This is a genomic window from Pedobacter hartonius, assembly GCF_900107535.1.
GTDB classification, from domain to species: Bacteria; Bacteroidota; Bacteroidia; order Sphingobacteriales; family Sphingobacteriaceae; genus Pedobacter; species Pedobacter hartonius.
Genome location: NZ_FNRA01000012.1, coordinates 23,759 through 46,937 on the forward strand (window position 1 = coordinate 23,759; position 23,179 = coordinate 46,937).

The 23,179-nt window shown below is 44.8% G+C and carries 19 protein-coding genes; 3 read left to right on the forward strand and 16 right to left on the reverse strand.

Annotated features, from left to right (window positions below; genetic code table 11):
• Window positions 1–1,755 (reverse strand): circadian clock protein KaiC, encoded by a 1,755-nt coding sequence (gene kaiC / locus BLW16_RS18345; RefSeq protein ID WP_090559283.1) that lies wholly within the window; start codon window positions 1,753–1,755, stop codon window positions 1–3.
• Between the two features lie 141 nt (window positions 1,756–1,896).
• Between kaiC and BLW16_RS18350 the strand changes: the two genes are divergently transcribed.
• Entirely contained in the window at window positions 1,897–2,130 is a 234-nt protein-coding gene (locus tag BLW16_RS18350; protein WP_090559285.1) for a hypothetical protein, read from the forward strand.
• Here the strand turns inward: BLW16_RS18350 and BLW16_RS18355 are convergent.
• A complete protein-coding gene (locus tag BLW16_RS18355) occupies window positions 2,127–4,565 on the reverse strand; it encodes an AsmA family protein (RefSeq protein WP_090559287.1) in 2,439 nt (812 codons plus the stop codon). The two genes, BLW16_RS18350 and BLW16_RS18355, sit on opposite strands and share 4 nt — an antisense overlap.
• Before the next feature lie 100 nt (window positions 4,566–4,665).
• On the opposite strand from BLW16_RS18355, the gene BLW16_RS18360 reads away from it, so the two are divergent.
• Window positions 4,666–5,589 (forward strand): hypothetical protein, encoded by a 924-nt coding sequence (locus BLW16_RS18360; RefSeq protein WP_090559289.1) that lies wholly within the window; start codon window positions 4,666–4,668, stop codon window positions 5,587–5,589.
• Between the two features lie 92 nt (window positions 5,590–5,681).
• Here the strand turns inward: BLW16_RS18360 and BLW16_RS18365 are convergent, their stop codons facing one another.
• From BLW16_RS18365 to BLW16_RS18405, 9 genes are all read right to left on the reverse strand, one after another.
• On the reverse strand, window positions 5,682–7,304 hold the full coding sequence (locus BLW16_RS18365; protein ID WP_090559291.1) for an NADP-dependent glyceraldehyde-3-phosphate dehydrogenase: 1,623 nt from the start codon (window positions 7,302–7,304) through the stop codon (window positions 5,682–5,684).
• 58 nt (window positions 7,305–7,362) lie between these two features.
• Window positions 7,363–8,730 carry an MFS transporter gene (locus tag BLW16_RS18370; protein WP_090559293.1) on the reverse strand — a complete coding sequence of 456 codons (1,368 nt, stop codon included), beginning with the start codon at window positions 8,728–8,730 and terminating at the stop codon, window positions 7,363–7,365.
• A gap of 53 nt (window positions 8,731–8,783) precedes the next feature.
• Window positions 8,784–9,449 (reverse strand): bifunctional 4-hydroxy-2-oxoglutarate aldolase/2-dehydro-3-deoxy-phosphogluconate aldolase, encoded by a 666-nt coding sequence (locus BLW16_RS18375; protein WP_090559294.1) that lies wholly within the window; start codon window positions 9,447–9,449, stop codon window positions 8,784–8,786.
• Window positions 9,439–10,461 carry a sugar kinase gene (locus BLW16_RS18380; RefSeq protein WP_245735373.1) on the reverse strand — a complete coding sequence of 341 codons (1,023 nt, stop codon included), beginning with the start codon at window positions 10,459–10,461 and terminating at the stop codon, window positions 9,439–9,441. Before BLW16_RS18380 ends, BLW16_RS18375 begins: the two co-directional genes overlap by 11 nt.
• Complete coding sequence (gene uxaC / locus BLW16_RS18385; RefSeq protein WP_090559296.1) at window positions 10,462–11,862, reverse strand: glucuronate isomerase; 1,401 nt, start codon at window positions 11,860–11,862, stop codon at window positions 10,462–10,464.
• A 16-nt stretch (window positions 11,863–11,878) separates the two neighbouring features.
• On the reverse strand, window positions 11,879–12,991 hold the full coding sequence (locus BLW16_RS18390) for a UxaA family hydrolase (protein ID WP_090559298.1): 1,113 nt from the start codon (window positions 12,989–12,991) through the stop codon (window positions 11,879–11,881).
• 9 nt (window positions 12,992–13,000) lie between these two features.
• On the reverse strand, window positions 13,001–14,521 hold the full coding sequence (locus tag BLW16_RS18395) for a tagaturonate reductase (protein ID WP_090559299.1): 1,521 nt from the start codon (window positions 14,519–14,521) through the stop codon (window positions 13,001–13,003).
• A gap of 117 nt (window positions 14,522–14,638) precedes the next feature.
• Window positions 14,639–16,576 carry a glycoside hydrolase family 88 protein gene (locus tag BLW16_RS18400; RefSeq protein ID WP_090559300.1) on the reverse strand — a complete coding sequence of 646 codons (1,938 nt, stop codon included), beginning with the start codon at window positions 16,574–16,576 and terminating at the stop codon, window positions 14,639–14,641.
• Between the two features lie 6 nt (window positions 16,577–16,582).
• Entirely contained in the window at window positions 16,583–18,067 is a 1,485-nt protein-coding gene (locus BLW16_RS18405; protein WP_090559302.1) for a glycoside hydrolase family 28 protein, read from the reverse strand.
• Between the two features lie 323 nt (window positions 18,068–18,390).
• On the opposite strand from BLW16_RS18405, the gene BLW16_RS18410 reads away from it, so the two are divergent.
• Entirely contained in the window at window positions 18,391–19,401 is a 1,011-nt protein-coding gene (locus tag BLW16_RS18410) for a LacI family DNA-binding transcriptional regulator (protein WP_090559304.1), read from the forward strand.
• A gap of 37 nt (window positions 19,402–19,438) precedes the next feature.
• Here the strand turns inward: BLW16_RS18410 and BLW16_RS18415 are convergent, their stop codons facing one another.
• The 5 genes from BLW16_RS18415 to BLW16_RS18435 form a co-directional block, all read right to left on the reverse strand.
• The gene (locus BLW16_RS18415) at window positions 19,439–20,719 is read right to left on the reverse strand and encodes a DUF4861 domain-containing protein (RefSeq protein WP_245735374.1); all 1,281 of its coding nucleotides are present in this window, start codon (window positions 20,717–20,719) and stop codon (window positions 19,439–19,441) included.
• Window positions 20,720–20,726: 7 nt separating this feature from the next.
• Window positions 20,727–21,497 (reverse strand): SDR family NAD(P)-dependent oxidoreductase, encoded by a 771-nt coding sequence (locus BLW16_RS18420; RefSeq protein WP_090559305.1) that lies wholly within the window; start codon window positions 21,495–21,497, stop codon window positions 20,727–20,729.
• 19 nt (window positions 21,498–21,516) lie between these two features.
• On the reverse strand, window positions 21,517–22,359 hold the full coding sequence (kduI, locus tag BLW16_RS18425) for a 5-dehydro-4-deoxy-D-glucuronate isomerase (RefSeq protein ID WP_090559307.1): 843 nt from the start codon (window positions 22,357–22,359) through the stop codon (window positions 21,517–21,519).
• A gap of 79 nt (window positions 22,360–22,438) precedes the next feature.
• Entirely contained in the window at window positions 22,439–22,891 is a 453-nt protein-coding gene (locus BLW16_RS18430; protein ID WP_317039982.1) for a substrate-binding domain-containing protein, read from the reverse strand.
• Window positions 22,777–23,160 carry a LacI family DNA-binding transcriptional regulator gene (locus BLW16_RS18435; RefSeq protein WP_090559311.1) on the reverse strand — a complete coding sequence of 128 codons (384 nt, stop codon included), beginning with the start codon at window positions 23,158–23,160 and terminating at the stop codon, window positions 22,777–22,779. Before BLW16_RS18435 ends, BLW16_RS18430 begins: the two co-directional genes overlap by 115 nt.
• Window positions 23,161–23,179 lie beyond the last annotated feature (19 nt).

Genomic DNA, 23,179 nt, shown 5'->3' on the forward strand with positions numbered 1-23,179 from the left:
TTATTTCTTTTTACTGCCTGGTGATTTTTGTTTATTGTTGCCCTCTACTCCCCTGCGTTTTTCGAGCATTTCCAGACGTGTTGTTTCCAGTATCTGATTTTTAAGTTCTTCTTCAAGATATACCTTGTTCAATTCTTCTTCAACAGATTCGAATTCGGTTTGCAGGCTGGCTATTTTTGATTCAAGGAGTTTGCGTTTTCTTGAGATCTCACGGTCTTTCCTGCTCACGGCCTGGCCATGCAGGGCTATTCCGGTTTGCTCACGCAAAATGTGTGCCTGTCTTGCAGATCCTGTGAGCACTCCATCGGGGCCCAGGTATACATCTACCAGATCCAGTCCTTTACTGGTAATAATGAACTCCCTGACTTGGTTGGAATGTCCCATTCCCCTTGATTTCATCACATACATGCCACGGTTCCGCTCCCCGTTAAATTCTATATCACGGATCAGCAGCCAGGCATCTACCAGTGAAGAGATGCCCTCATCTGTTTGTTCATTCAGGGTATTATTCAACGCAAGCGCGGTAAACATCACCGTGATCCTTTCATTCTGCAGAAAATCTACCAGCCTGATCAGCATCGCTTTTACCTCACTTACCGACCCCACCGTGATCAGGTTTGTGATTGGGTCCAGTATCACCACTTCGGGTTTGAAGCGCTTTATTTTTTTGTGCATTGCCACCAGGTGCATTTCCAGGCCGTACATGGTAGGTCTGGATGCATGGAATTCCAGCAATCCGCTTTTTAAGTGCTTACTCATGTCCATACCCACAGAAAGCATATTTCTGAGTATTTGCATGGGTGATTCTTCAAATGCAAAATAAAGGCATTTCTTTCCGTCCAGACAGGTGGAATGAGCAAAGGAAGCAGCTATACTGGTTTTTCCTGTTCCGGCAGTGCCTGAAACCAGGACACTGCTGCCCTTAAAGAACCCGTCACCACCCAGCATCCTGTCCAGGCTCGGGATCCCTGAGGAGATCGTTTCGGTAGACACGTCAATATTGAGCTGCAACGATGTTACCGGCAGTACTGAAATGCCTTCATCATCTATTAAAAAAGGATATTCATTTGTACCATGCATAGAGCCGCGGTATTTAACTACGCGCAGCAAACGTGTAGAGATCTGATTGGATATCCTGTGATCAAGTAAGATCACACAATCGGATACGTATTCTTCCAGTCCCTGTCTTGTCAAAGTGCTGTCACCACGCTCACCGGTAATGATTGCGGTAACACCCTTGTCTTTCAGCCATTGGAATAACCGTCTTAGCTCCGCACGCAGGATGCTTTCATTCGTTAAACCCGAAAACAGGTTTTCAATGGTATCAAGTACCACACGTTTGGCACCTATGCTGTCTATTGCGTATCCCAGTCGGATAAATAAACCGTCAAGGTCATATTCTCCTGTTTCTTCAATTTCACTGCGTTCAATGTGTACATAGTCAACTTTAACCATTTTGTCAGCCATCAGCTGATCCAGGTCAAACCCTAAAGAAGCCACATTTAAGGCGAGTTCTTCAGGTTTTTCTTCAAAGGCCATGAATACGCCGGGTTCATTAAACTGTAGCGCTCCCCTTACAATGTATTCGATAGACATTAAAGTTTTTCCGCAGCCGGCACTGCCGCAAATTAAGGTCGGCCTGCCCAGGGGAAGCCCTCCTTTCGTAATTTCATCCAGCCCATTGATGCCGGTAGGTGATTTTTGCAAGGTGCTAAAATGAGCAGCTTGAGACGTTTCAGATCGTTTTTTAGTCATTAGATAAACTCAGAATTTTCTCCGTAGGGATTTAAATATATATTATTTTACGAATAACAAAAAGTCGACCAAATGTTTTTGATCTTTCATCATAATTATAAATAGAATAAGAATAACTTCGCAGAACATACATTTAACGCTATGGCAGATTTAAAAACAGAATTTACAGTAGAATTTGAAGGTGAAAATATCCCGGTAGTGATCACTGAAGTTGAACAGGATGAGGATACAGCTTACTTCGCAGAAATACCGGGACATGAAAAATTTGAGATCTTCCTGTCGGAAGAAGATATGTGGGTAAGCAATGATGAGGTCTCACTGGATGAAGACCTGATCTTTCTGATTGGTGATAAATTTGAAAGCCTGCAGCCTTAGTCCGTTTTATCCCTGTCTTTTTTCCTGACCAGTTTAAATTTGATCTTGCCGTCATCGCCGTCGATCGCCTGGATATGTACAACTATCCCTTTCATCCTGCGTTCCCTGATCTCTTTTTTGTCGGTAATATCTTCATCCTTTTTTGGATTTCTCAGCGGGATGTCCAGCAGGATATTCGTGCCCGGGCCCATGGAATAGATTCCTCCGATGTCCATATTCAGCACACTGGAATTGATTTTCATGGGGTTGATGGTCACCTTTTCTCCCCTGATATCAAATTTCCCGTTCAGGTTATTGAACGTAATATTGTTGAGGTCCCTGAACGGAAAAGCAAACTTACCTACATTCTGCACGGCATCGAAGTTGACAAGGGCACCATTTTTTAAATCAAATACCACACTCCCGTTCATGGATCCCGGAATGACCTTTCCTTCGGCAGTGATATTTCCGGATACATTTGTTTTTGTAAAGAAGTTGCCTCTCAGGTTTTTATAAGTGGGTGTACGGAGCCCGAAATTGTCAAAAGAATAAAAGAAATCCCTGATGCTTACATTAGAGACCACGGTATTTACCGTAAACCTGTTCAGGGCACCAATCTGGGTCACGCTACCATTGAGTTTAACAGATCCGCCAGCATGTTTTAAACTGACGTTATTTAAATATACACCGGCGTCAGAGAGTAAGATATCTGCCGTGGCGTCTGTGCCAAGGAACTTATTATAATGTACTTTGTCTACCTTCAGATGGATCTCGGCCTTTCCCTTTTCCAGCATTTCATTGAGCTGGCCTGCACTTACTTTATTTTTCTTTTTTGATTTAGCGGACGCGCGCCCTTTTCTCGATCCGATGAAGCCCATAAATTCTCCAAGATAGACCTGCGGGCTGCGCATGTTCCAGTTCATGATGATCTTTTCCGGGGCTGTATAGTACAGGTTGAGGAAATTCTTAATGCTTCCTTCCATGAAAACTATACTTTTCCCGCTTTGCAGCCTGATATCCTTAATCAGCAGGTCTTCCTTCTGAAAGTCGAGCGTGATCGAGGTATTTTTAAAATTCACATTCCTGGGCACATAACTTACATCGGCATTTTTAACTGTCACCAGACCGGTGATCACGGGTTTATTCAATTTGAAATTCACCATATCAGCTGAATAATGAAGTTTCAGTTCACCGGTTCCCTTCGTGAAATTCAGCAGGTCGTCCCCCACCAGGTTATTCAGTTTAGACACATCAAACTTAGATCTGAATGTTCCTGTGGCCACAGGCTTATCAAAATTATGGATAAAGGCAGTATCGATGGTAAAGGGGATTTCGGCCATACTGCCGGAAAAACGGTACAGTTTCACAGCTGAGTTGGCATCTGTGAACCCTTTGCCATTGATGAAGTTATTGGTATATACGCCTGAAAAACTAACATTATCCACTACTCCTCCCGGGCTTGTCAGCCGGTTTGCTTTTACAGATGCATTTACAAAGATCGAAGGATCGCCACCGGCGCCCATATTGCCGTCAATAATAGCTTTTACGGCAATAGGTTTATCCAGGTTGAACATGTTCAGGCGGGAGGTTATATTGGGTGCCAGCAAGGCAGAGGCGTTCCTCCATAAAATGCTGCGTGCTTCAACGGTAATCGTAAACTCCGTAGGGTCTTTTGCGATTTTAAACTTTGCGCCAATGATGAAAGGGTCATCACCGATGTTTAGAATATTTGGTTTAACCTCAATAAGGCCAAGCTGATTGTCATATTCAATATCCATTTTTCCCTGCAGCACCTCATCCTTTACAAAACTTCCGCGTTTGGTATTAAAGGCGAGGCTGCGGACAAGGGTTTTCAGGTTCACATCTGCCTTCCAGCCGGAAGAAGGATAATCTACTTTACCGCTGAAATCCTGAACGGCGAATAAGAAAAGCTTGTTGCCTTTCCTGTTATCCAGGATAAAGCGGACATTGTTGAGGTCAAACCTCCTGATCTCAGCCGGTGAGGTACTTTCCTCCTTGTCAACCGGTGCGGCATTCTTCTTTTTAAAAACAGAAGTATTGCTGTATCCCGTACTATCTGTATAGAGATAGGCCTCAGCATCATTAATAGAGATCCTTCTGATCTCTATCGTACCTCTCAATAAGGCCATTGCATTCACTGAGATGTCAAAATCCTTTGCAGTAAGCAGCGAATGGTGATGTACTTTCCACAGGCTGTCCCTGATCTCCACATTCTTCAGTGATACGGAAACTCCAGGAAAGCCCTTCAGAAAAGTAGGCTCCATTGCGCCTACGGTCACACTTCCGTTGATGTTTCTGTTCAGTTCCTTATTGATAGAAACCAGCAGTGCTTTTTTATTCACATTCACGTAAACCGCCAGTCCGATAAAGACAACAATGATAAGAATAATAAGTGCAGCAAAGACTTGCAGAGAGCGTTTTAACCAGAAAGGCATAGGATGTGTTTTTTATAATAAACATTTAATTACGGTATTTGTTTAAAGCTAGTTTTGTCCTGTAAATTGATTATTTTAGTGCTTATAAATTCACACACATATGAATACGCTAAATCTGTTAACCAAAAGAACATCAAAGTTCATTTTTGCAGTTGCCTGCATTAACCTTGTTTGTCTGATCTCTTCAACGGCTGTGCAGGCCCAGTCAAAAAAAGAAGTCACGAAGATCGCCTTTAAAAAGGATAAGTTTAACCGGATATTCCTGCCAGCGAGAGTAGATAATGATACGATAGCACTCCTCTTTGCTACCTATTCCAAGACTTTAAGGTTAACGCCTTACTTCTATGAGACCAGGCAGTTATGGCCTAGCTGGGATCGCCTGATGTCTACAGATAAATACGGCGGCCCGCATAGTAAATCGCTTTTCTACCTTCCTAAGATCGAGATCGGTAAGCTGAAATTCCGTAACGAGGAGACCGTCATTAACCAGGCCTTTCCGGATTCAATCGCAACTGGCTCTACCGGAACGCTGATGGTATACCAGTACAACTGGATGATTGATAATGACAGAAACGAAATGTCCGTTTCCAAAGCCCCGTTCAGCCCAAGCCAGCCCTTTACTACCGTAAGCTATAAGAACAACACTTTCCCTACCGCCATAGTGAATATCAGCAACGTCAATTCCGAGTTTATTCTTGACCTTGGATCTGGCGCGGGCTTTCTTCTCAGTACCACTACTGCAATCGGACAGGCGATCATTGAAGATTATCACCTGAGTCCGTCAAGGACAGTAACTTCCAATATCCATTCCCACAAGTTAGTAGACACCATATATGAAGCAGTCATCCCAAAAATGACCTTCAACGGCATAGCGCTAAAGAACCAAAAGGTAGTTTTGAGTTCTGCTGCCCCACATAACGTGATTGGCACAGGATTCCTGGGGAACTATAATGTGATCCTGAACAACTCAAAAAAGAGAAAAATTCAGAGTTCCTTCATCCTGGAGAAACGGCTGGTTGATTAACATTCTGTTTGCCATTGAGTGTACCTTTGTGAACGCATAAAAAGAATAAGGCCGGCATTGATATGCCGGCCTTATTCTTTTTATGTTAAATTTTAAAACAGGAACTTAGTAGACAGGAAGTTGCTGCTGTTACCTTCTACAATAGCATTAAGCAAATGCTTATTGGTGTCATTCAGCTTTGTGGCTACCAGCGAGCGGATGGAGAACGATCTGAGGGCATCAACTACTGACAGCGTACCTTCGGCACTATCCTTTCTTCCTGTAAAAGGAAAAACATCCGGGCCGCGCTGGCACTGGCAATTGATATTGACGCGGCTTACCTGATTGACCAGCGGATCGATCAGTCCTGCGATCTCCTCATCATCATTACTGAAAATGCTGACCTGCTGACCGTGTGTAGAATCGATCAGGTACTCAATCGTTTCTTCCAGGTCATCAAAAGGTACTACAGGAATTACCGGGCCAAATTGCTCTTCTTCCCATAATTTCATCTCCTTATTCACGGGGTAAATGATTGCGGGATAGAAGAACGATTCATTGCTGAGGCCGCCGTTCTCATTTACCACGCGGGCGCCATGAGCAATTGCATCGTCTATACATTCCTTAAGATACGCAGGTTTATGTGCCTCCGGCAATGGAGTTATTGCAACTCCGTCTTCCCAGGGCATACCATATTTCAGTTTGGCTACTGCTTCAGCTAACAGTTCCAGAAAGGCATCTGCAAGAGTACGGTGAACAAAAACGATCTTCAGTGCCGTACAGCGCTGTCCGTTGAAAGACAGGGATCCAAGCAGAGTTTCCTGTACGGCAAGCTTCAGGTCGGCATTTGCGGTTATGATTGCTGCATTCTTGGCATCCAGCCCCAGAATAGCCCTTAAGCGGTTCACTTTCGGGTGGAGTTTTTTCAGTTCGTCCGCTACTTTACTGGAGCCGATGAGCGTAAGCACATTGATCTTTCCTGATTGCATCAGACCGGGAATGATCTTATTTCCGCGGCCGTATATTGTATTCACCACTCCTTTAGGAAAACAATCCCTGAAAGCTTCTAAGAGAGGGTAATGGAGCAGCGTACCATGTTTAGGTGGTTTGAACAACAGCGTATTTCCCATGATTAGTGCCGGGATCAGTGTTGTAAATGTTTCATTCAGCGGATAATTAAAAGGGCCCATGCACAGTACCACACCCAATGGTGAGCGCCTGATCTGAGCTACTATCCCCTGTTCGATACTAAATTTTGAAGATTGCCTGTCCAGGTCTTTCAGCGCATCGATAGTGGCATAGATATATTCAACCGTACGGTCAAATTCTTTCACCGAGTCAGCATGAGATTTTCCGATCTCCCACATCAGCAATTTTACTACTTCATCCTTTTTGAGGATAATGCGCTGCGTAAACTTGTCTACGCAGTCAATACGGTCTGCCACGCTCATGGTGGGCCATATTCCCCGGCCATTGTCATAGGCAGCTACAGCAGCGTCAAGCGCTTCGAAGCTTTCCTTTTCCGTACATAACGGATAGGTTCCTATCACTTTACGTTTAAGCCCTTGCGCTGTTTTGATACAAACGGGAGAAAGTACAGTATGTACTTCTCCGTTCCATGGGAGCATCTCACCGTTACTTAAATATTCACGCTGATGAACCTCTTCCATTAATCTATGTTGCTCAGGAATTTGCTGTTCCTCAACGAAAATTGAGGATAGATCTATTACAGACATAAGAGAACTGAATTAAATTAACAATTTATGAAGATAATAACTTTCTTCAGGAAATATGCTATAAATCCGTAATCGGACGGTATTTAGGTACCAGAATTTTCATCACGATCCACGCCAGCAGGTATGCTACTGCGCAAATTGCAAACATGATTGTATATCCGGTTTGTGTATGGCCCAGGGATTTATAATAATCGAATAGTCCACCACCCAGTTTGGAGATGGCAACCCCACCCAAACCACCAGCCATACCACCGATACCGATCACCGTACCTATTGTCTTTTTAGGGAACATATCAGAAACGGTGGTAAAGATGTTGGCAGACCAAGCCTGGTGTGCAGAAGCACCGATACCGATTAGAATTACCGGGATCCAGAAGGTGATATGGCCTAAAGGCTGTGCAGCCAAAACGATTAAGGGAAACAATGCAATAATAAACATGGCTTTCATCCTTGCATCATATGGGGCAAGCCCCTTTTTCATATAATACACGGGGAACCATCCACCGCCGACGCTGCCGATCATTGTCATGCTATACAATACCGTCAGCGGAATCATGATCGCAGTACCTTCCATCTCATACTGAACCTTCAGGTATGAAGGCAGCCAGAAAAGGAAAAACCACCATACGCCGTCGGTCATGAACTTACCGAATACGAAAGCCCAGGTCTGCTTATAACCCAGCAGCCTCAGCCAGGAAACTTTTTCCGTATCCTCGATCTCCATAATACCATCATCATTTAAACAGTCGCTATTGATGTAAGCCAGCTCAGAAGCGGTAATGCCTTTCTGATTCTCAGGTTTCTCATAGAAAAAGAACCAGAATCCAAGCCAGATCAACCCTACGGCGCCAACGATGATAAAAGTACTCTCCCAACCCCATTTGGAAGCTATCCAAGGTACGGTCAGCGGTGCCAGAACTGCACCGATATTCGCTCCTGAGTTAAAAATTCCTGTTGCAAAAGAACGTTCCTTTTTTGGGAAATATTCTGCAGTAGCTTTAATTGCAGCGGGGAAATTCCCGGATTCACCAAAACCGAGCACTGCCCTTGAAGCAATAAAACCCAGAACAGAAACCGGAATTAAGCCCAAACCAGCCCAGCTTAACATTGAAGAAAGGCCTTCCCCGATTGGAATAGCCAATGCATGCATGATAGCACCGGCAGACCATACGATCAAAGAAATTGCATAGCCCCATTTTGTACCCAGCTTGTCAACTATCCTGCCTGCAAACAGCATCGATATAGCATAAATAAACTGGAATGCCGATGTAATATTGGCGTAATCGCTGTTTGTCCAGTTGAACTCCTTCTCCAGCATTGGATGCAGAAGACTTAATACCTGGCGGTCCAGATAGTTAACAGTAGTGGCAAAAAACAACAACGCACAGATCGTCCAGCGGTAATTGCTCATTTTAGCTTCTTTCATTGGTTATATTTGGTTTGAGGTTGGTAAGGACAGAGGGGGGCCGGGTTAATTCCTTAACTCAGCCTGGTTTCACTAATGATTTTGAATGTTTTTTCGGTTAATGTAAATAGGGTATCGTAATCATTATTCATTAATATATCCTTGCTAATGAGCTTACTGCCCATTCCAACTCCACAAACACCTGATTTAAACCAGCTGCTGATATTGTCTGCTTCAATTTCCACACCACCTGTCGGGATAAACAATTGTCCGGGGAATAGATCTTTGATGGAAGACATAAATGCCGGGCCAAGCAGGTTTGCGGGGAATAATTTGATCAGTCCGGCACCATTCTGCGAGGCCAGGTTAATTTCTGTTGGGGAGAAACATCCGGGAATCCAAAGCAGTCCGGCTTCATGCACCAGTTTGCCAATCTCCAGGTCTACCACCGGGCAAACAATAAAATGTGCACCTGCGTCAAGAAAGTCTGATGCCTGCCGTGTATTTTTGATTGTTCCGATTCCGACGTGTAATTCAGGCATTTCACGGTTAGCCACTTCAGTCAGCAGTTTGAAATTTTCCAGGGCTGCAGGCCCCCTGTTCGTATATTCAATTACACGGACACCCGCGCGGTATAACGTACGCACTACTTCCAGGCTTACATCTGCATCTTCATAAAAGAACAAAGGCAGGAGTGCCTGTTCTGTAATCACTTTTAAAGTTTCTTGTTTAGTTTTCATATTCCTGAACTACCTTTTTTATATCTTCTAACTTTGTTGTATTAAAATCACTCTCTGTAAATAACTTGGCAAAAGCTGCTGACGTTGCAAAGTCAACTATCTCCTGTGGCGAATGCTCCTTGTAAAACCCGTAGATCAGGCCTGCCATAAAACAATCCCCGCTGCCCACCTTACCTGCAATCTGATCTGCCATATACTCTTTAGAAATATATAGCTCTTCCTGCGTGTACAAGGTTGTGTAATATTGTATACCTGAGCCATGGTCAAAGCGGAAAGTGTTCGCAACGTTCTTACACTTCGGAAAAGCCTCCATTATTGCCTTTGAACTGATCTGTGATTGCTGCAGATAAGCACTTTTATCATGCTCTTCTACCAGTGTTTCAGAAACCGGAATGCCCAGCATTTTTTCGGCTGCCCAAACATTGCCCATCACGAGGTCGCAGTATTGCACCAGTGCAGGAAGGACCTCCACAGGTTCCTTTCCGTATTTCCAGAGTTTAGCGCGGTAATTCAGGTCGATCGATATCGTAATGCCTTTTTCAGACGCCGCTTTCAGGGCTTCCTCACATACATCGGCTACCGACTGGTTAATTGCAGGACATATTGCACTGAAATGAAACCAGGTTACGCCATAAAACACCTTATCCCAGTCTATAGTGCCTGTTTCGAGTTCAGAAAAGGATGAATATTTACGGTCATAAATCACACCGGCATTCTTCAGGTCCTTTCCTTTATCCAGGAAATAAAGGCCGATGCGTTCACCGGAATACTGCATGGCGCTGGTATCAACGTTCAATTCATCAAGGTATCCCAGCAGCTGCCTGGCTATAAAATTATCAGGGATGGCAGACATATATGCCGAAGGGATCTTCCAAAGGGCAAGCGCTGCAGCCACATTTGCTTCAGCACCACCAACGTACACCGGGAAACTATTCTCCTTCAGCCAGCTCCCTGCAGAATCAGGACAAATCCTGAGCAGCAGTTCGCCGAAACTTAAAACTTTATTCATCATTTAGAAATTGAAATAGGATTTTGCATTGTTATAACATATATCCTGTACAATTTTACCTACCCAGGCTATGTCGTCGGGAAGTTCACCATTTTCAATATCTTCTCCTAATAAATTACACAATATTCTTCTAAAATATTCGTGACGCGGGAAGGAGAGAAAACTTCTTGAATCCGTAAGCATGCCTACAAAGCGGCTTAACAGGCCCATGTTTGACAGCGCGTTGATCTGCCTGATCATGCCATCCTTCTGGTCCAGGAACCACCAGGCCGATCCGTACTGGATTTTTCCGGCGATAGTACCATCGTTAAAATTGCCGATCATCGTTGCGATCAGTTCATTATCAGCCGGATTCAGGTTGTATATAATGGTTTTTGCCAGTTGATTACCTGTATCCAGCCTGTTCATGAATTTTGACAGTGCTGCTCCCTGTGAAAAATCACCAATGGAATCCAGCCCGGTATCAGGGCCGAGATTTTTCAGCATTCTGGTATTGTTATCCCTGAGTGCACCGATATGGTACTGCTGTACCCAGTTTTTTTCATGGTCCCAAACCGCAAATGCATGCAGCATTGCAGATTTGAACTGCAGAATTTCCAGTCTCGTCAGCGTGTCACCCCCTCCTATCTTTAAAAAGATAGCCTCCACTTCCTCTTCCGTATAATTTTCAGCATATAACTGCTCCAAACCGTGGTCAGACAGTACACAACCGTTTTCGGCAAAATAATCGTGTCTGCGTTCCAGCGCATACAAATATTCCCTGTAGGTCTTAATCTCAGCACCATGTATCTTTTCCAGTTTTGCGACATAGGCGTTCAGTGCGGTCAGGTCATCGGCATTCATTGCCTTATCTGGTCTGAAAGCAGGCAATATATTCACTTCGAAACCAGATGCTTTCAATTTCTGGTGATGTGCGAGATCGTCACAGGGATCATCCGTAGTAGCTACTGTGACCACGTTCATTTTTTTCAGCAGGCTTTGCACCGAATATTCAGGTGTCTGCAATTTGGCAGTACATTCATCATAAATCTTTTTCGCGGTAGCCGGCGAAAGGATATCATAAACATCAAAATATCTTTGTAATTCCAGGTGTGTCCAGTGGTACAGTGGATTACGTAAAGTATAGGGAACGGTCTCTGCCCATTTCTCAAATTTCTCCCAGTCGCTTCTGTTGCCTGTAATAAATTCTTCAGGAACACCATTGGCACGCATTGCCCGCCATTTATAATGGTCGCCATACAGCCATACCTGAGTAAGGTTTTCAAAATTCTTATCCTCAGCGATCTGATCCGGCGGAAGGTGACAATGGTAATCAATGATCGGCATGTCTTTCGCAAACTGGTGGTAAAGTACTTCAGCAGTTTTGCTGTTCAAAAGAAAGTTTTCGTCTAAAAAAGGCTTCATATTTTCATATTTTATGTTACAGTGAGATGCCGCGTTTCCATGGGATGAAATCATCCTGGATATGGCGTACCGCACTTACTGTAGTATTTCCGCTTGCTACATCGATCACATAATTCAGGATACGTGCACCGGCTTCTTCAATGGTTTCTTCACCAGCGATGATCGAGCCTGTATCCAGATCAATAATATCATTCATTTTATTGTAAAGCACTGTATTGGTAGATATCTTAACTACCGGGGCAATCGGGTTGCCGGTAGGTGTTCCCAGGCCAGTGGTGAAGAGCACAGTATTAGCCCCCGAGCCCACTTCAGCAGTGGTAGATTCTACATCATTACCTGGCGTGCACAGCAGGTTCAATCCCGGTTTTGTCACCTTCTCGGGATAGTCCAGAACATTCACCACGCTCAAAACCTTTGCCCCGGCAACATTCGGGTGGGTGATATATCCCGCCAGCAGGCCGCATAAGGTTTGTGAATCCTGGCGGATGCCGCCACAGCCACCATTGTGCGTCAGGAATTTGATTCCGTCCACATTCGGGAACATCCTGTTTTTCTTTTCTGTTTTTTCGGGATAGCTGATCTGTGCATTGAGGATCTCTTCCACACCTGCCCCGCTCTGGTAAAGCGACATCAGCTCCTTGGCCTGGGCCTGGTAATTTTCATTCCTGCCATAACCAAGGTTATTCAGCAGTGCTTCCTGAATCACATCGAGGTTTCTGTTCTCACAGAACACCATGGGGATCACCAGCCAGTGGTTGGCTGTCCCTACCTGTCCGTCAGTACGGTGAAAGCCATTGAAAGTTTTGTCCTTCCAGGCAGATACGTCAGGCACATGCCAGTCCATATGGTTTTCACCCGTATCAAAGCCTGTTGCCGCATGTTTTAGATTAGCGGTAGTCAGCACCGCCCCTTTTGGCACCGGCAGTTTGGCCTTGCCAACCAGAACACCATACATGATCACCTGGTCATCCGTCCGCAGGCCCTGCGTAACAAATTTATGCTTTGCTTTTACATGATCTTTTAAGATGTAGACCTCATTGCCATAGGTGATCTCCTCACCCTCGGCCAGATCTACCAGGGCCACCAGCACATTATCTTTCGGGTGTACCTTTAATATTTTCTTTTCCATTTGATGCGCCTATTTAACAGCCTTCAGTTTACGGTTTAAGTTCTCTAAAGCAGCTGTAATTCCTTTCTCAAGGATATTGTCGTAATCATTTTCCACCACCTCAATAAAACCAGGGATCTCGTTCAGGTCGGCTCCCCAAAATTCGGGATCATTTAATACCTCTTCCACGTATTCAGCTTCATTCACCTCAACGGTTTTCCGGTAGAAGTATGCCGCGCTATCATCATTGATCACATATTTCAGTCCGTTGAACGATCCGTAATATTTACCGCCTTCCAGTTTGGAGGAGCGCATAAAATGCAGGAATGCTGCGAAACCGAAAGTAATAAATGGCGGAATGGTATTGAAAAGCGTATGGTAGTTAAACAGCACGGGCAGCACACGGATTTTCATCTTCATTGCATACTGAACTGTAATGCTGAGCCATAAATGTTTGATATGCGGATTTGCAAAACGGTCAATCACGGTGCCTGAAAAAACAAGTGCCTCTTCAAGCGACACCTGGTACGGGATAGCCGGGGCGATCTCCTTGCGCATCACCTGCTCCACAAAATTTAGTACATCTGCATTATCCATTCCGTCCTTCACGGTATCAATTCCTGAAAGACAGGCAATTCCTGAAGTTAATGTATGCGTGCCGTTCAGCAAACGTACTTTTAGTTCACGGTAGATTTCGATGTCCGGTTTAACGATCAGTCCTTTATCTGCCTGCATAAAGCTTAGCACTCCGGCTACCTTATCATTGCCCTCAACCGCCCAGAGGCGGTAAGGCTCTGCAAGGATCAGGAGCTGGTCTTCATATCCGAGTTCATCCTTTAGTTCGGCAAGTTTAGCGGCATCAGGTTTTCCAGGAACAATCCTGTCCACCAGTGAATTGCAGAAGATATTGCTGGCTTTGGACCAGTTAATGAATTCGTCTTCCAGCAGGTTATAAGCTGCAAGTTCATACACAATAACCTCCAGTTTCTTTCCATTTTCAGGAATCAGTTCGGTAGCAATCACTACCAGGCCGGCATTGGCGGTATTTCCAAGTGCCTTATATCTTTCATACAATACGGCAAGCAGCTTTCCGGGGAAGGATGCAGGCGGATTGCCGGCAACAGGCTCATTCAGCAATTGAATACCTACTTCAGTAGTATTCGACACCACGAGCTTTAACTCCGGATCTATAGCTACCTCCAGGATTGCAGACCAATCCTTTTCGGCGGAGATGACCCTTGAAATTGCTGAAGACACGATATTCTCTTCAACGTTCTTTCCGTCCTCAATTCCGCGTACACCAATGGTATACAGGCTGTCCTGGTTGTCGAAATCTGATGTATCGCCATTTCCGGTAGATTTAACGATCACAATGCGGCCATTGAATATACCTTGTCTGTTCGCTTTATCAACAAAATAATCGGGAAGGCCACGGAGTAAAACACCAGTTCCGAACTGCAGAACTTTTTCAGGAAGGCTTAACAGGTCTTCAGCGGGAACAATTACCTTAGCGGTATCGATATTTTTTAAATTTTCTTTGGTTAGTATCATGTAACAGGTGGAATATTTGCTAAACAACAATTCTAACGATTATATAGAAATAATGATCCCATCCATCGGGTTTTTATCTACGCAATCGTTATCGGAACTAACATAATGTGCCATTTTCTACTTTTTGTTAACTACGGGTAATTGTCCGGCAATCCAATCTGTAAGATCTCCTGCGGCATTAAAGTTCTCGTATTCTCCGGGTATCTTTCTGCCATCGGTATACTCATTATATAACCATGGATCTCCGATTGCGTATACGCTGCCTTTGCCGAGGCGGGCAACTGCCATGACTGCATTTCCTTCCTTATCCTGTAACGCAGATCTGGCAGGGCTCTTTAGCTGCAGAGTGCTGTATTCTTTCACATAGATCTGTTTGATATCCTTGAAAAGAGTATTTGAGGAAGGGATTATGATACTGCCCATTTCAAATTTGCTGCCTGTTACGCGGTTCTTACTATCCTTATTGAAAGTGATGCCGAAGTTTGCGGTCAGCTGGTTCAGGTGGTCCAGTTCCACATTTCCCGTATCATTGGCCCTGATGACCAGTACACCGCCGGCTTTTACCCAATTTGTGATTGCGGTGATGTGCGCCGCACCGATATAATTAGGTTTTGGGTTTTCCTTTACGATATCCGGGTCTGCGATGATATATACAGCAGCATTCTTTAAATTTGCCGCTGTTGGTGCTGCAGTGAGGCTTTTAAGTTTAAATCCTCTTTGTTCGAATACCTGGCCCCAGAGTGAATATCCTCCGTTGCTCATCTCTTCCCATTTGTAATGCCACTGTATGTCTTGCCCGCTCTGGTCTTTTTTAACTTCACTATTGAAATAATAGTCCAGCATTACCGTTTTCCCCAATCCTTTTTTCGCTACTGCTGCCAGGTCCATTTCATTGGCGGCCAGCATAAACGCCCCTACACCTTTAGGATCATTGGTGATCACCTTCTCGCGGATGTAATATTCAAACGATCCGTCACGGTAAGGCTTACCGCCCAGACCAGAAACACTTACTGTTCCTTTCAGGTTTACCTGGCTGGAGGCACGCTGCTCAATAAATTCCTTTTGAATTCCTGCATATCCCTTTTTGGCTACAGCTGCATAACTGACAGGCAGATAAACCTTCCTTACACCCTTCTGCAAAGCATAGACGAACATACTGGAAGCAGATGACTCCAGGTAATTCCCTTTCCTGTCTGGCAGGTTCAGGATATCATACCACACTCCTGATTCGGGGTCCTGGTATTTCTGAACTGCTGTTGCCAGGCGGGATAAAATGGCGAGCAGTTCTTTTCTCTTAGTGTGGCTTGCCGGGAAATTATCCAGCACATCCACCAGTGCCATGGCGTACCAGCCCATTGCCCTGCCCCAGAAATGAGGGGAATGCCCGGTTTGCGGGTCTGCCCATTTTTGTTCTTTAGATTCATCCCAGCCATGGTATAACAGGCCTGTCTTTGCATCCCTGGAATGTTTTTCCATAAAAATAAACTGATTGGCAATATCGTCAAAAGCCTTGTCATCCCGGATCAGTGCCGCGTATTCTGCATAAAACGGTTCACCCATATATAATCCGTCCAGCCACATCTGGTAAGGGTATACTTTTTTATGCCAGAAACCGCCTTCCTTTGTCCGGGGTTGTAACTGCAGCTGGTTCCACAACAGCGTTGCGGCCTTAAAATATTTTTGTTGACCAGTTACCTTATACAAGGTCAGTAGGGAGCTTCCGTTTTTGATGTTATCTATATTGTGTGCATCCTGGTTATAGGTCCTGATGTCACCTTCGGGTGTTACAAAATGGTCCATGCTTTTTTGGACATAGCGGAAGTAATCTGCATTGCCGGTGCGGCGCCAGATGGCGTCTACACCTTCCAGGATTATGCCCTGGTCATAAGTCCATCTTACGGGGTGGCCGCCCATGGATAGGGAATCCTTCCAGATGTCCATGACTGTGGCGGCCATCTGTTCTGACAAAGGTTTTGTCTGGGCCTGCGTTCCACTGATCGTTCCTGCACAGGTTGCGATCAGGCAAAATGCTGTAAATCTCAAAGATAAGTTCATAAGGGTTTATTTTTTATCACCGGTCAGTATCACACGTACATTCTTTTGCTGCACATTTTTTGCTTCCTGGATTTCCACGCCTTCCCTTGCCTGGATCACCATATTGTCGAGATAGATATCACTGATATTCAGTTCGGGCAGTCCTCTGATGAACACCGCTTTCCTTGCACCGTCACATACCACATTGCTGATATGGAAATCCCTGAAGACAGGAGTTTCTTCGGTGACAGGGTATTTAACAACTTTTGGTGCATCTCTGTTCTCACCTTTCAGGGCGATAGGGTCTTGTGCTGCGTAATACATATCAAAGAGGATTGCTTCGCCTATAATGTCTTTCATTACAATATCCTTTGCATAAATGGCTTCGACAACACCACCACGGCCGCGTGTAGTTTTAAAGCGGAGACCGATGTCTGTACCGATAAATGAGCAGTCATAAATAAAAATACTGTTAGCGCCGCCGGACATTTCGCTACCGATCACCACGCCGCCATGTGCATGGTAGACGGTACTGTTGCGGATAATCACGTTTTTCGTGGGTAGCCCGCGTTTACGGCCTTCTGCGTCCCTGCCTGATTTGATACAGATCCCGTCATCCCCTACATCAAAGGTGCTGCCTTCAACCAATACGTTTTTGCAGGACTCGATATCAATCCCATCGCCATTTGCCGCGTACCATGGGTTTTTAGCGTATACATTCCTTACGATCAGGTCCTCGCACATCAGTGGATGGAGGTTCCATGCCGGCGAATTTTGAAAGGTCACCCCTTCAAGCAATACGCGTTTACAGTTATTGAGCACCACCAGGTTTGGCCTTAAAAAATCCTTTATTGATGCGTAGAATTCGGGGGTTTTATCCGGAGACAGGGCACCGGCATTCTTTAGTAATGACCCTTTTGCCGATTGCACTGAAGGGTACCACATTTTCTTTGCCTCGATCACTGTGCCGCCGGACGCAAGCAGCCGGTTCCATTGGCTTTCTGTGAGCTTGTCCTTTTTCACCATCCTCCAGGCATCACCATTTCCATCGATGATTCCGGAACCGGTAATCGCGATGTTTTCAGCATCCGTGGTTGAAACCGGAGATTGGTTGCGCATTTGCGGAATCCCTTCCCAATCGCCCTTTAGCAGTTTGTACTGGCTAAAGTCTTTGGTAAACTGCAGCAATGCATTCTTCTGAAGGTGTAAGTTCACGTTACTCTGCAATACGACCGGTCCGGTTACCCAGAGTCCTGCCGGTACCAATACCACACCGCCGCCCTTTTTATGAGAGGCCGTAATCGCATCGTTAATACTTTTCGTGTTTAGGGTAACACCATCATTTTTGGCGCCGAAAGTGGTAATACGAATCGTATCATTTCTGAATTTCGTTTCTTTTACCTCCGGAAGATGGCTAAAAGAATAGGGTTTTACTTGAGCAATGGCCTGCAAAGCAGACAACAGTATCAGCGCGGAAAACAGGGCTTGGCTGAATAAATTGAATTTATTCATATTTGATCGTTAAATATAGGAAATGAGGAGGCAAACTTTAACCTCCGCCGCTGTTCCGGCTAAAAGTATGATCAGAAAAGCGTTGAATATAAGTCGGATAATTATAATTTGATAGCGGCGGGGTATGTTCATACAAGGTATCTGGTTTCAGTGTGGTAATCCTGCAATTCTAATAAGTTTTTCGTCATAAAGAATTTACATCATATTATTAATTTACGCAATCGTTGCCAAAAACAATTTTTGTGTCATAAAAATTCAAATTATTTCATTAAACTTGTAGAAGAAGGTCCATTATTGCCGCCTATAAATACTCCTTTAAACTAATGTTTGAGAGCTCTACCATTAAAGATATTGCCAGGGCCCTGGGCCTTTCTACCTCTACCGTCTCCAGAGCACTAAGAGATAGCTACGAAATCAGCGCAGGAACAAAAAAGCTGGTGATGGAATATGCCAAGCAGGTAAACTACAGGCCCAACCCGAATGCTTTAAGCCTTAAGGAAAGAAGAAGTAAATCGATCGGTATTGTGGTTAGCGAAGTGGCTAATCACTACTTTTCACAGGCGATTAATGGAATCGAGTCAATTGCCAACAGCCGCGGGTATACGGTGATTATCACCCAAACCCATGAATCATTTGAAAGGGAGAAGACCAACGTACAGCATCTTGCTTCGAGATCTGTAGACGGGCTGCTCATCTCCCTGTCTGCCGAAACCAATGATGTAAGCCATTTGGAACAGTTACATCAGCGGGGATTACCGATCGTATTTTTCGACCGTGTACCTGAGCGCATCAATACGTATAAGATCATTGCCGACAATGCGATGGGAGCTTTTGAAGCGACCTTACACCTGATCCGGTCCGGGCATAAAAAGATTGCACATATTTCAAGTTCTGCCCATTTATCCATCAGTATCGAAAGGTTATCTGGATATACTGATGCTTTAAATAAAAATGGAATATCCATTCAACCTGAGTATATTAAAAATTGTTCGCATGGTGGAATGATTCAGGATGAAGTGGAAACTGCAGTAAAGGAGTTACTGAACCTGAAGGATAAGCCTGATGCAATATTTGTTGCCGGCGACCGACTAACGATGGGCTGTATGCATGTCTTGAAAAAGCTGAATATGCTCAATCCTACTCTAATTGCCATTGCCGGGTTTAGCAATTCGGACGTACTTGATCTGTTCAACCCTCCTATCACTTCCGTTTTTCAGCCAGCCTTTGATATGGGGCAGCTGGCTACGGAAAAGTTGCTGGAACTGATCGAAGCAAAGTTTCCGGTGACTGAATTTGAGCAGACGATCTTAAACACGAAATTATTTATCAGGTAAAGCTGCTCCACCGGTCCTGATGAAGCAGCTATAATCCTTATTTCACAAGGATTGGGCTGTTATAGGTATTTGTTTCCTTTGACAGGTAACTTTTAAAACGTGATGCTGTTGTAAAGGCAGCGTCAGAACGTTCCCAGCAGGAGTAAAAGCGAAAGGCCACTTTTTGTTTTGCTGAAGGAACTTTCATCAGTACGGCGTAGGTGTTCAGCACCTCGCTACCTGCATCTGGCGTTTTTCCGAAAGCAACAAAGTCTGCTTTGTTGACTAACACGGCCATTCCAAGGTTATCTTTGTTTTCACTTTGCTGATCAAATGTAGACAACAGCATGGCGTTATTGATACTGTCCTGCATTGCTTTAGTGCTCTTCAGATTAACAATACCCGTAACCAGTTTAGCCCCCTTCGGTGCATTTTTAAGGGACACCCTGCTTTCATAGAAATATTGCCCGCCCCAGATGCTAATCTCTTCGGTAAGGCTGGTTAATTTGCCATTTCCCATTACGTTCCATTGCGGGTACTCCATCTGGAAAATCGCACGTACCGGTCCATCAGCAATTTTCCTGTAAATGATCTTTCCCATATTTACACCGCCCAGTCTTACCAGCGTATCACTTTTGCCTGCTACCGGGACACTTAGTGCCAGTGATCCGGCCCCAAGGGATTTCCCTACTGCGAGGATATCCATTCCCCAGGGTGCCAGGTGATGGTAGATGACTGAAGGGTCAACCCCTACTATATCCATCATCATGTCAGTTGTTGTTTTACCCCAGATATCTTTGGTATTTCTTACATCCATATAGATCCTGAAACCTACCTTATCATTTTCCCAGGCTGGCCCTTCGGTAAGAAAGGGGGGCAGCTTTGCTTTGGTGAAATCAGTATTAGGTTGCCCGGCGGGTACCGTGTCAGCCAATAGAGCCGGCCCAAATATATCATTGGCGAGTTTCCGTCTTTGTCTTACATGCGCTACGGGGGCTCCTGAAACCAGGACATCCCCGCTTAGCACCACTTTCAGCTTCACCGTTTCCCTGGATTTGAAACTGTAGAGGAACACGGCCTTATCCCATTTGCCGTTGCCGTCAAGATCATCAAATTGCATAGCTACCGGTTGTTTCTGTCCGGTAATTTCCAGGGGTTCCACTTCGGGCAGTTTACCCAGTTTCTTTTCGAGGAAAGTGCGGTCCAGTTCGATCAGTTCGTTTTTACGTGCTACCGGCAGCTGGTTTTTCAACTGAATAACGGTTTGTTGTGCGCTCAGTTTTGTGCTGCTGCATGCCAGGAATAGTATCCATATGCCTTTTTGAAATCCTTTCATCATGTTGGTTTTATCTGCCCATCCAGCCACCGTCTACGGTCAGCAATGTGCCACAAATATAGTCGGACGCTTTCGAGCTCAGAAAAACTATCGAACCTTTAAAATCATCTGCCTCTCCCCATCTGCCTGCAGGGATACGCTCCAGGATAGAGCGGTTACGGTTTTCGTCGGCTCTCAGCGCATTGGTATTGTCAGTGGAAACATATCCCGGAACGATAGCATTTACATTGATGCCTTTAGCAGACCATTCATTCGAAAAGGCCTTGGTTAATTGTGCCACAGCACCTTTACTTGCTGAATATCCCGGAACGTTTATACCTCCCTGGAAAGCCAGTAAGGAGGCTGTGAAGATGATCTTACCGCTTCCTCTGGCGATCATTCCCTTACCAATTTCCCTTGTCAGGATAAAGGGAGCGGTCTGGTTTACTGCAATCACTTCGTCCCAGTAGGCATCAGTGTGTTCTGCGGCAGGCCGGCGCTGGATTGTACCGGCATTATTTACCAGGATATCAATTACCGGGTGTCCTGCTTTTACTTTATCAATGAACACGTAAAGTGACGCTCTATTACCCAGATCACACTGATAAGCGGTGAATTTCCTACCCAGGGCGGAAACCTGTTTTTCCACTTCACTGCCCTCAGTTTCGAGGTTTGCAGATACGCCTATGATATCTGCTCCGGCTTCTGCAAGGGCAATGGCCATTGCCATGCCCATTCCTCGTTTGCATCCCGTGACAAGTGCTGTTTTTCCGGTGAGATCAAATGTATTTAATACTGACATAGTTTGTTTGGTTATCTGATTATTTTAAGTCGTTTATTGCACAATGATCCATATCTCCATAGTCAAGGTTCTCACCTGCCATACCCCAGATGAATGTGTAGTTACTGGTTCCTGCGCCTGAGTGTATTGACCAGTTTGGAGAAATTACTGCCTCTTCATTCTGCATCCAGATGTGCCTGCTTTCCTGTGGCTGTCCCATAAAATGGCAAACACTTTGTTTTTCGGGAACTTCAAAGTAAAAATAAGCTTCCATCCTTCTATCGTGCGTATGTGCCGGCATCGTATTCCAGACACTGCCTGCTTTAAGCTCTGTCATTCCCATTTGAAGCTGGCAGGTCTCAATTACGCTGTTGACGATGAGCTTATTGATCACCCGGTGATTGGCAGTCTCCAGTGCGCCAAGTTCTACAATATCGGCATCTGCTTTCGTTACTTTTTTTGTAGGGTACTTATGGTGTGCGGGCGCAGAATTGATATATAGTTTTGCAGGATTCTCTGGTTCGGCGGATTCAAAATAAACTTCTTCACTCTCTTTTCCGATATACAAGGCTTCTTTATACGCCAGATGATATTTTTCGCCATCAACAGAGATGATCGCATCTCCTCCAACATTGATCATTCCGATCTCCCTGCGGTGCAGGAAATAAGGTGCCTTCAGGTCGTCAGGATTGGGCAGTGACAGTTTTTCGTTTACAGGCATTGCACCACCTACGATATACCGGTCAAAGTGCGACAGTGTAAGATTTACTTGATCTGCTTCAAATACTGAACTGATTAAAAAATTACTGCGTAGTGTAGCGGTATCCATTCCTTTGGTTTCAACAGGACTGACTGCATAACGACTTTCAAAACGATTTTCCATAATAGTATTTGTATTGTGCTAATAGTTAATTAAAGATTATTTGTATAGTTTTTTATTTGATTCTAAACGAAGTCGTTCATTATCCTGATTCCCTTTGGATTAACTCCACAGGTGTCACCACAGGAGGGCTGTACACCGTTGTATATCCCTGTTTCAGCATTTCTAGCAGCGTTTGTACCAGCCGGTCCCCGAATACTGAGGGAAACTGGTCTATTGTGGTAATTGACGGGCTGATTACGGCAGTGATCGGATCATTGGAATACCCAATGACACGCAGCTGGCCAGGAATGCTGATCCCGTTTTCTTTTGCATACTGTACAACAGCCACCGCGTTCCTGTCACTCGTTACAAACAAAGCATCAGGTTTCATCTTCCCTGCAAACATTTTGCGCATGGTGGAAAGCGTTTGCTCCGGGTTCAGCTGCTGGTAAAAAAACAATTGTTTATGTACAGGCAGGTTGAAGAGCTGCAGCGCCCCGATAAAGCCGGCGGCTCTCTCCTCATATAAATTAGAGCTGAGCGGGCATGTAATAAGTTCTGAATGACAGTCACTACAGCAGCATGGAAATACATTGATATTTTAGGAAGGATCAAACCAATGGTGCTGGTCTTGTTGTTTCTCAGGCCCGCAGCCATTTTATTTTTCCTGTAGCCTATTTTTGAGGCCATTTCAACAACCCTCTGACGGGTTTCAGGTTTTACATAAGAAGTATTGTTCAGCGCCCTGGATACCGTAGCGGGCGATAAGTTCAGCGCCGCCGCCAGGTCAAGAATGGTGTTATGCTGTTGGTTTTCCTTCATTAAGTCTCCTTGAAACGAT

Excerpts from the sequence above, each read along its gene's own strand:
- kaiC (WP_090559283.1), bottom strand. The coding sequence starts at position 1,755 with ATGACTAAAAAACGATCTGAAACGTCTCAAGCTGCTCATTTTAGCACC.
- BLW16_RS18350 (WP_090559285.1), top strand. The coding sequence starts at position 1,897 with ATGGCAGATTTAAAAACAGAATTTACAGTAGAATTTGAAGGTGAAAAT.
- BLW16_RS18355 (WP_090559287.1), bottom strand. The coding sequence starts at position 4,565 with ATGCCTTTCTGGTTAAAACGCTCTCTGCAAGTCTTTGCTGCACTTATT.
- BLW16_RS18360 (WP_090559289.1), top strand. The coding sequence starts at position 4,666 with ATGAATACGCTAAATCTGTTAACCAAAAGAACATCAAAGTTCATTTTT.
- BLW16_RS18365 (WP_090559291.1), bottom strand. The coding sequence starts at position 7,304 with ATGTCTGTAATAGATCTATCCTCAATTTTCGTTGAGGAACAGCAAATT.
- BLW16_RS18370 (WP_090559293.1), bottom strand. The coding sequence starts at position 8,730 with ATGAAAGAAGCTAAAATGAGCAATTACCGCTGGACGATCTGTGCGTTG.
- BLW16_RS18375 (WP_090559294.1), bottom strand. The coding sequence starts at position 9,449 with ATGAAAACTAAACAAGAAACTTTAAAAGTGATTACAGAACAGGCACTC.
- BLW16_RS18380 (WP_245735373.1), bottom strand. The coding sequence starts at position 10,461 with ATGATGAATAAAGTTTTAAGTTTCGGCGAACTGCTGCTCAGGATTTGT.
- uxaC (WP_090559296.1), bottom strand. The coding sequence starts at position 11,862 with ATGAAGCCTTTTTTAGACGAAAACTTTCTTTTGAACAGCAAAACTGCT.
- BLW16_RS18390 (WP_090559298.1), bottom strand. The coding sequence starts at position 12,991 with ATGGAAAAGAAAATATTAAAGGTACACCCGAAAGATAATGTGCTGGTG.
- BLW16_RS18395 (WP_090559299.1), bottom strand. The coding sequence starts at position 14,521 with ATGATACTAACCAAAGAAAATTTAAAAAATATCGATACCGCTAAGGTA.
- BLW16_RS18400 (WP_090559300.1), bottom strand. The coding sequence starts at position 16,576 with ATGAACTTATCTTTGAGATTTACAGCATTTTGCCTGATCGCAACCTGT.
- BLW16_RS18405 (WP_090559302.1), bottom strand. The coding sequence starts at position 18,067 with ATGAATAAATTCAATTTATTCAGCCAAGCCCTGTTTTCCGCGCTGATA.
- BLW16_RS18410 (WP_090559304.1), top strand. The coding sequence starts at position 18,391 with ATGTTTGAGAGCTCTACCATTAAAGATATTGCCAGGGCCCTGGGCCTT.
- BLW16_RS18415 (WP_245735374.1), bottom strand. The coding sequence starts at position 20,719 with ATGATGAAAGGATTTCAAAAAGGCATATGGATACTATTCCTGGCATGC.
- BLW16_RS18420 (WP_090559305.1), bottom strand. The coding sequence starts at position 21,497 with ATGTCAGTATTAAATACATTTGATCTCACCGGAAAAACAGCACTTGTC.
- kduI (WP_090559307.1), bottom strand. The coding sequence starts at position 22,359 with ATGGAAAATCGTTTTGAAAGTCGTTATGCAGTCAGTCCTGTTGAAACC.
- BLW16_RS18435 (WP_090559311.1), bottom strand. The coding sequence starts at position 23,160 with ATGAAGGAAAACCAACAGCATAACACCATTCTTGACCTGGCGGCGGCG.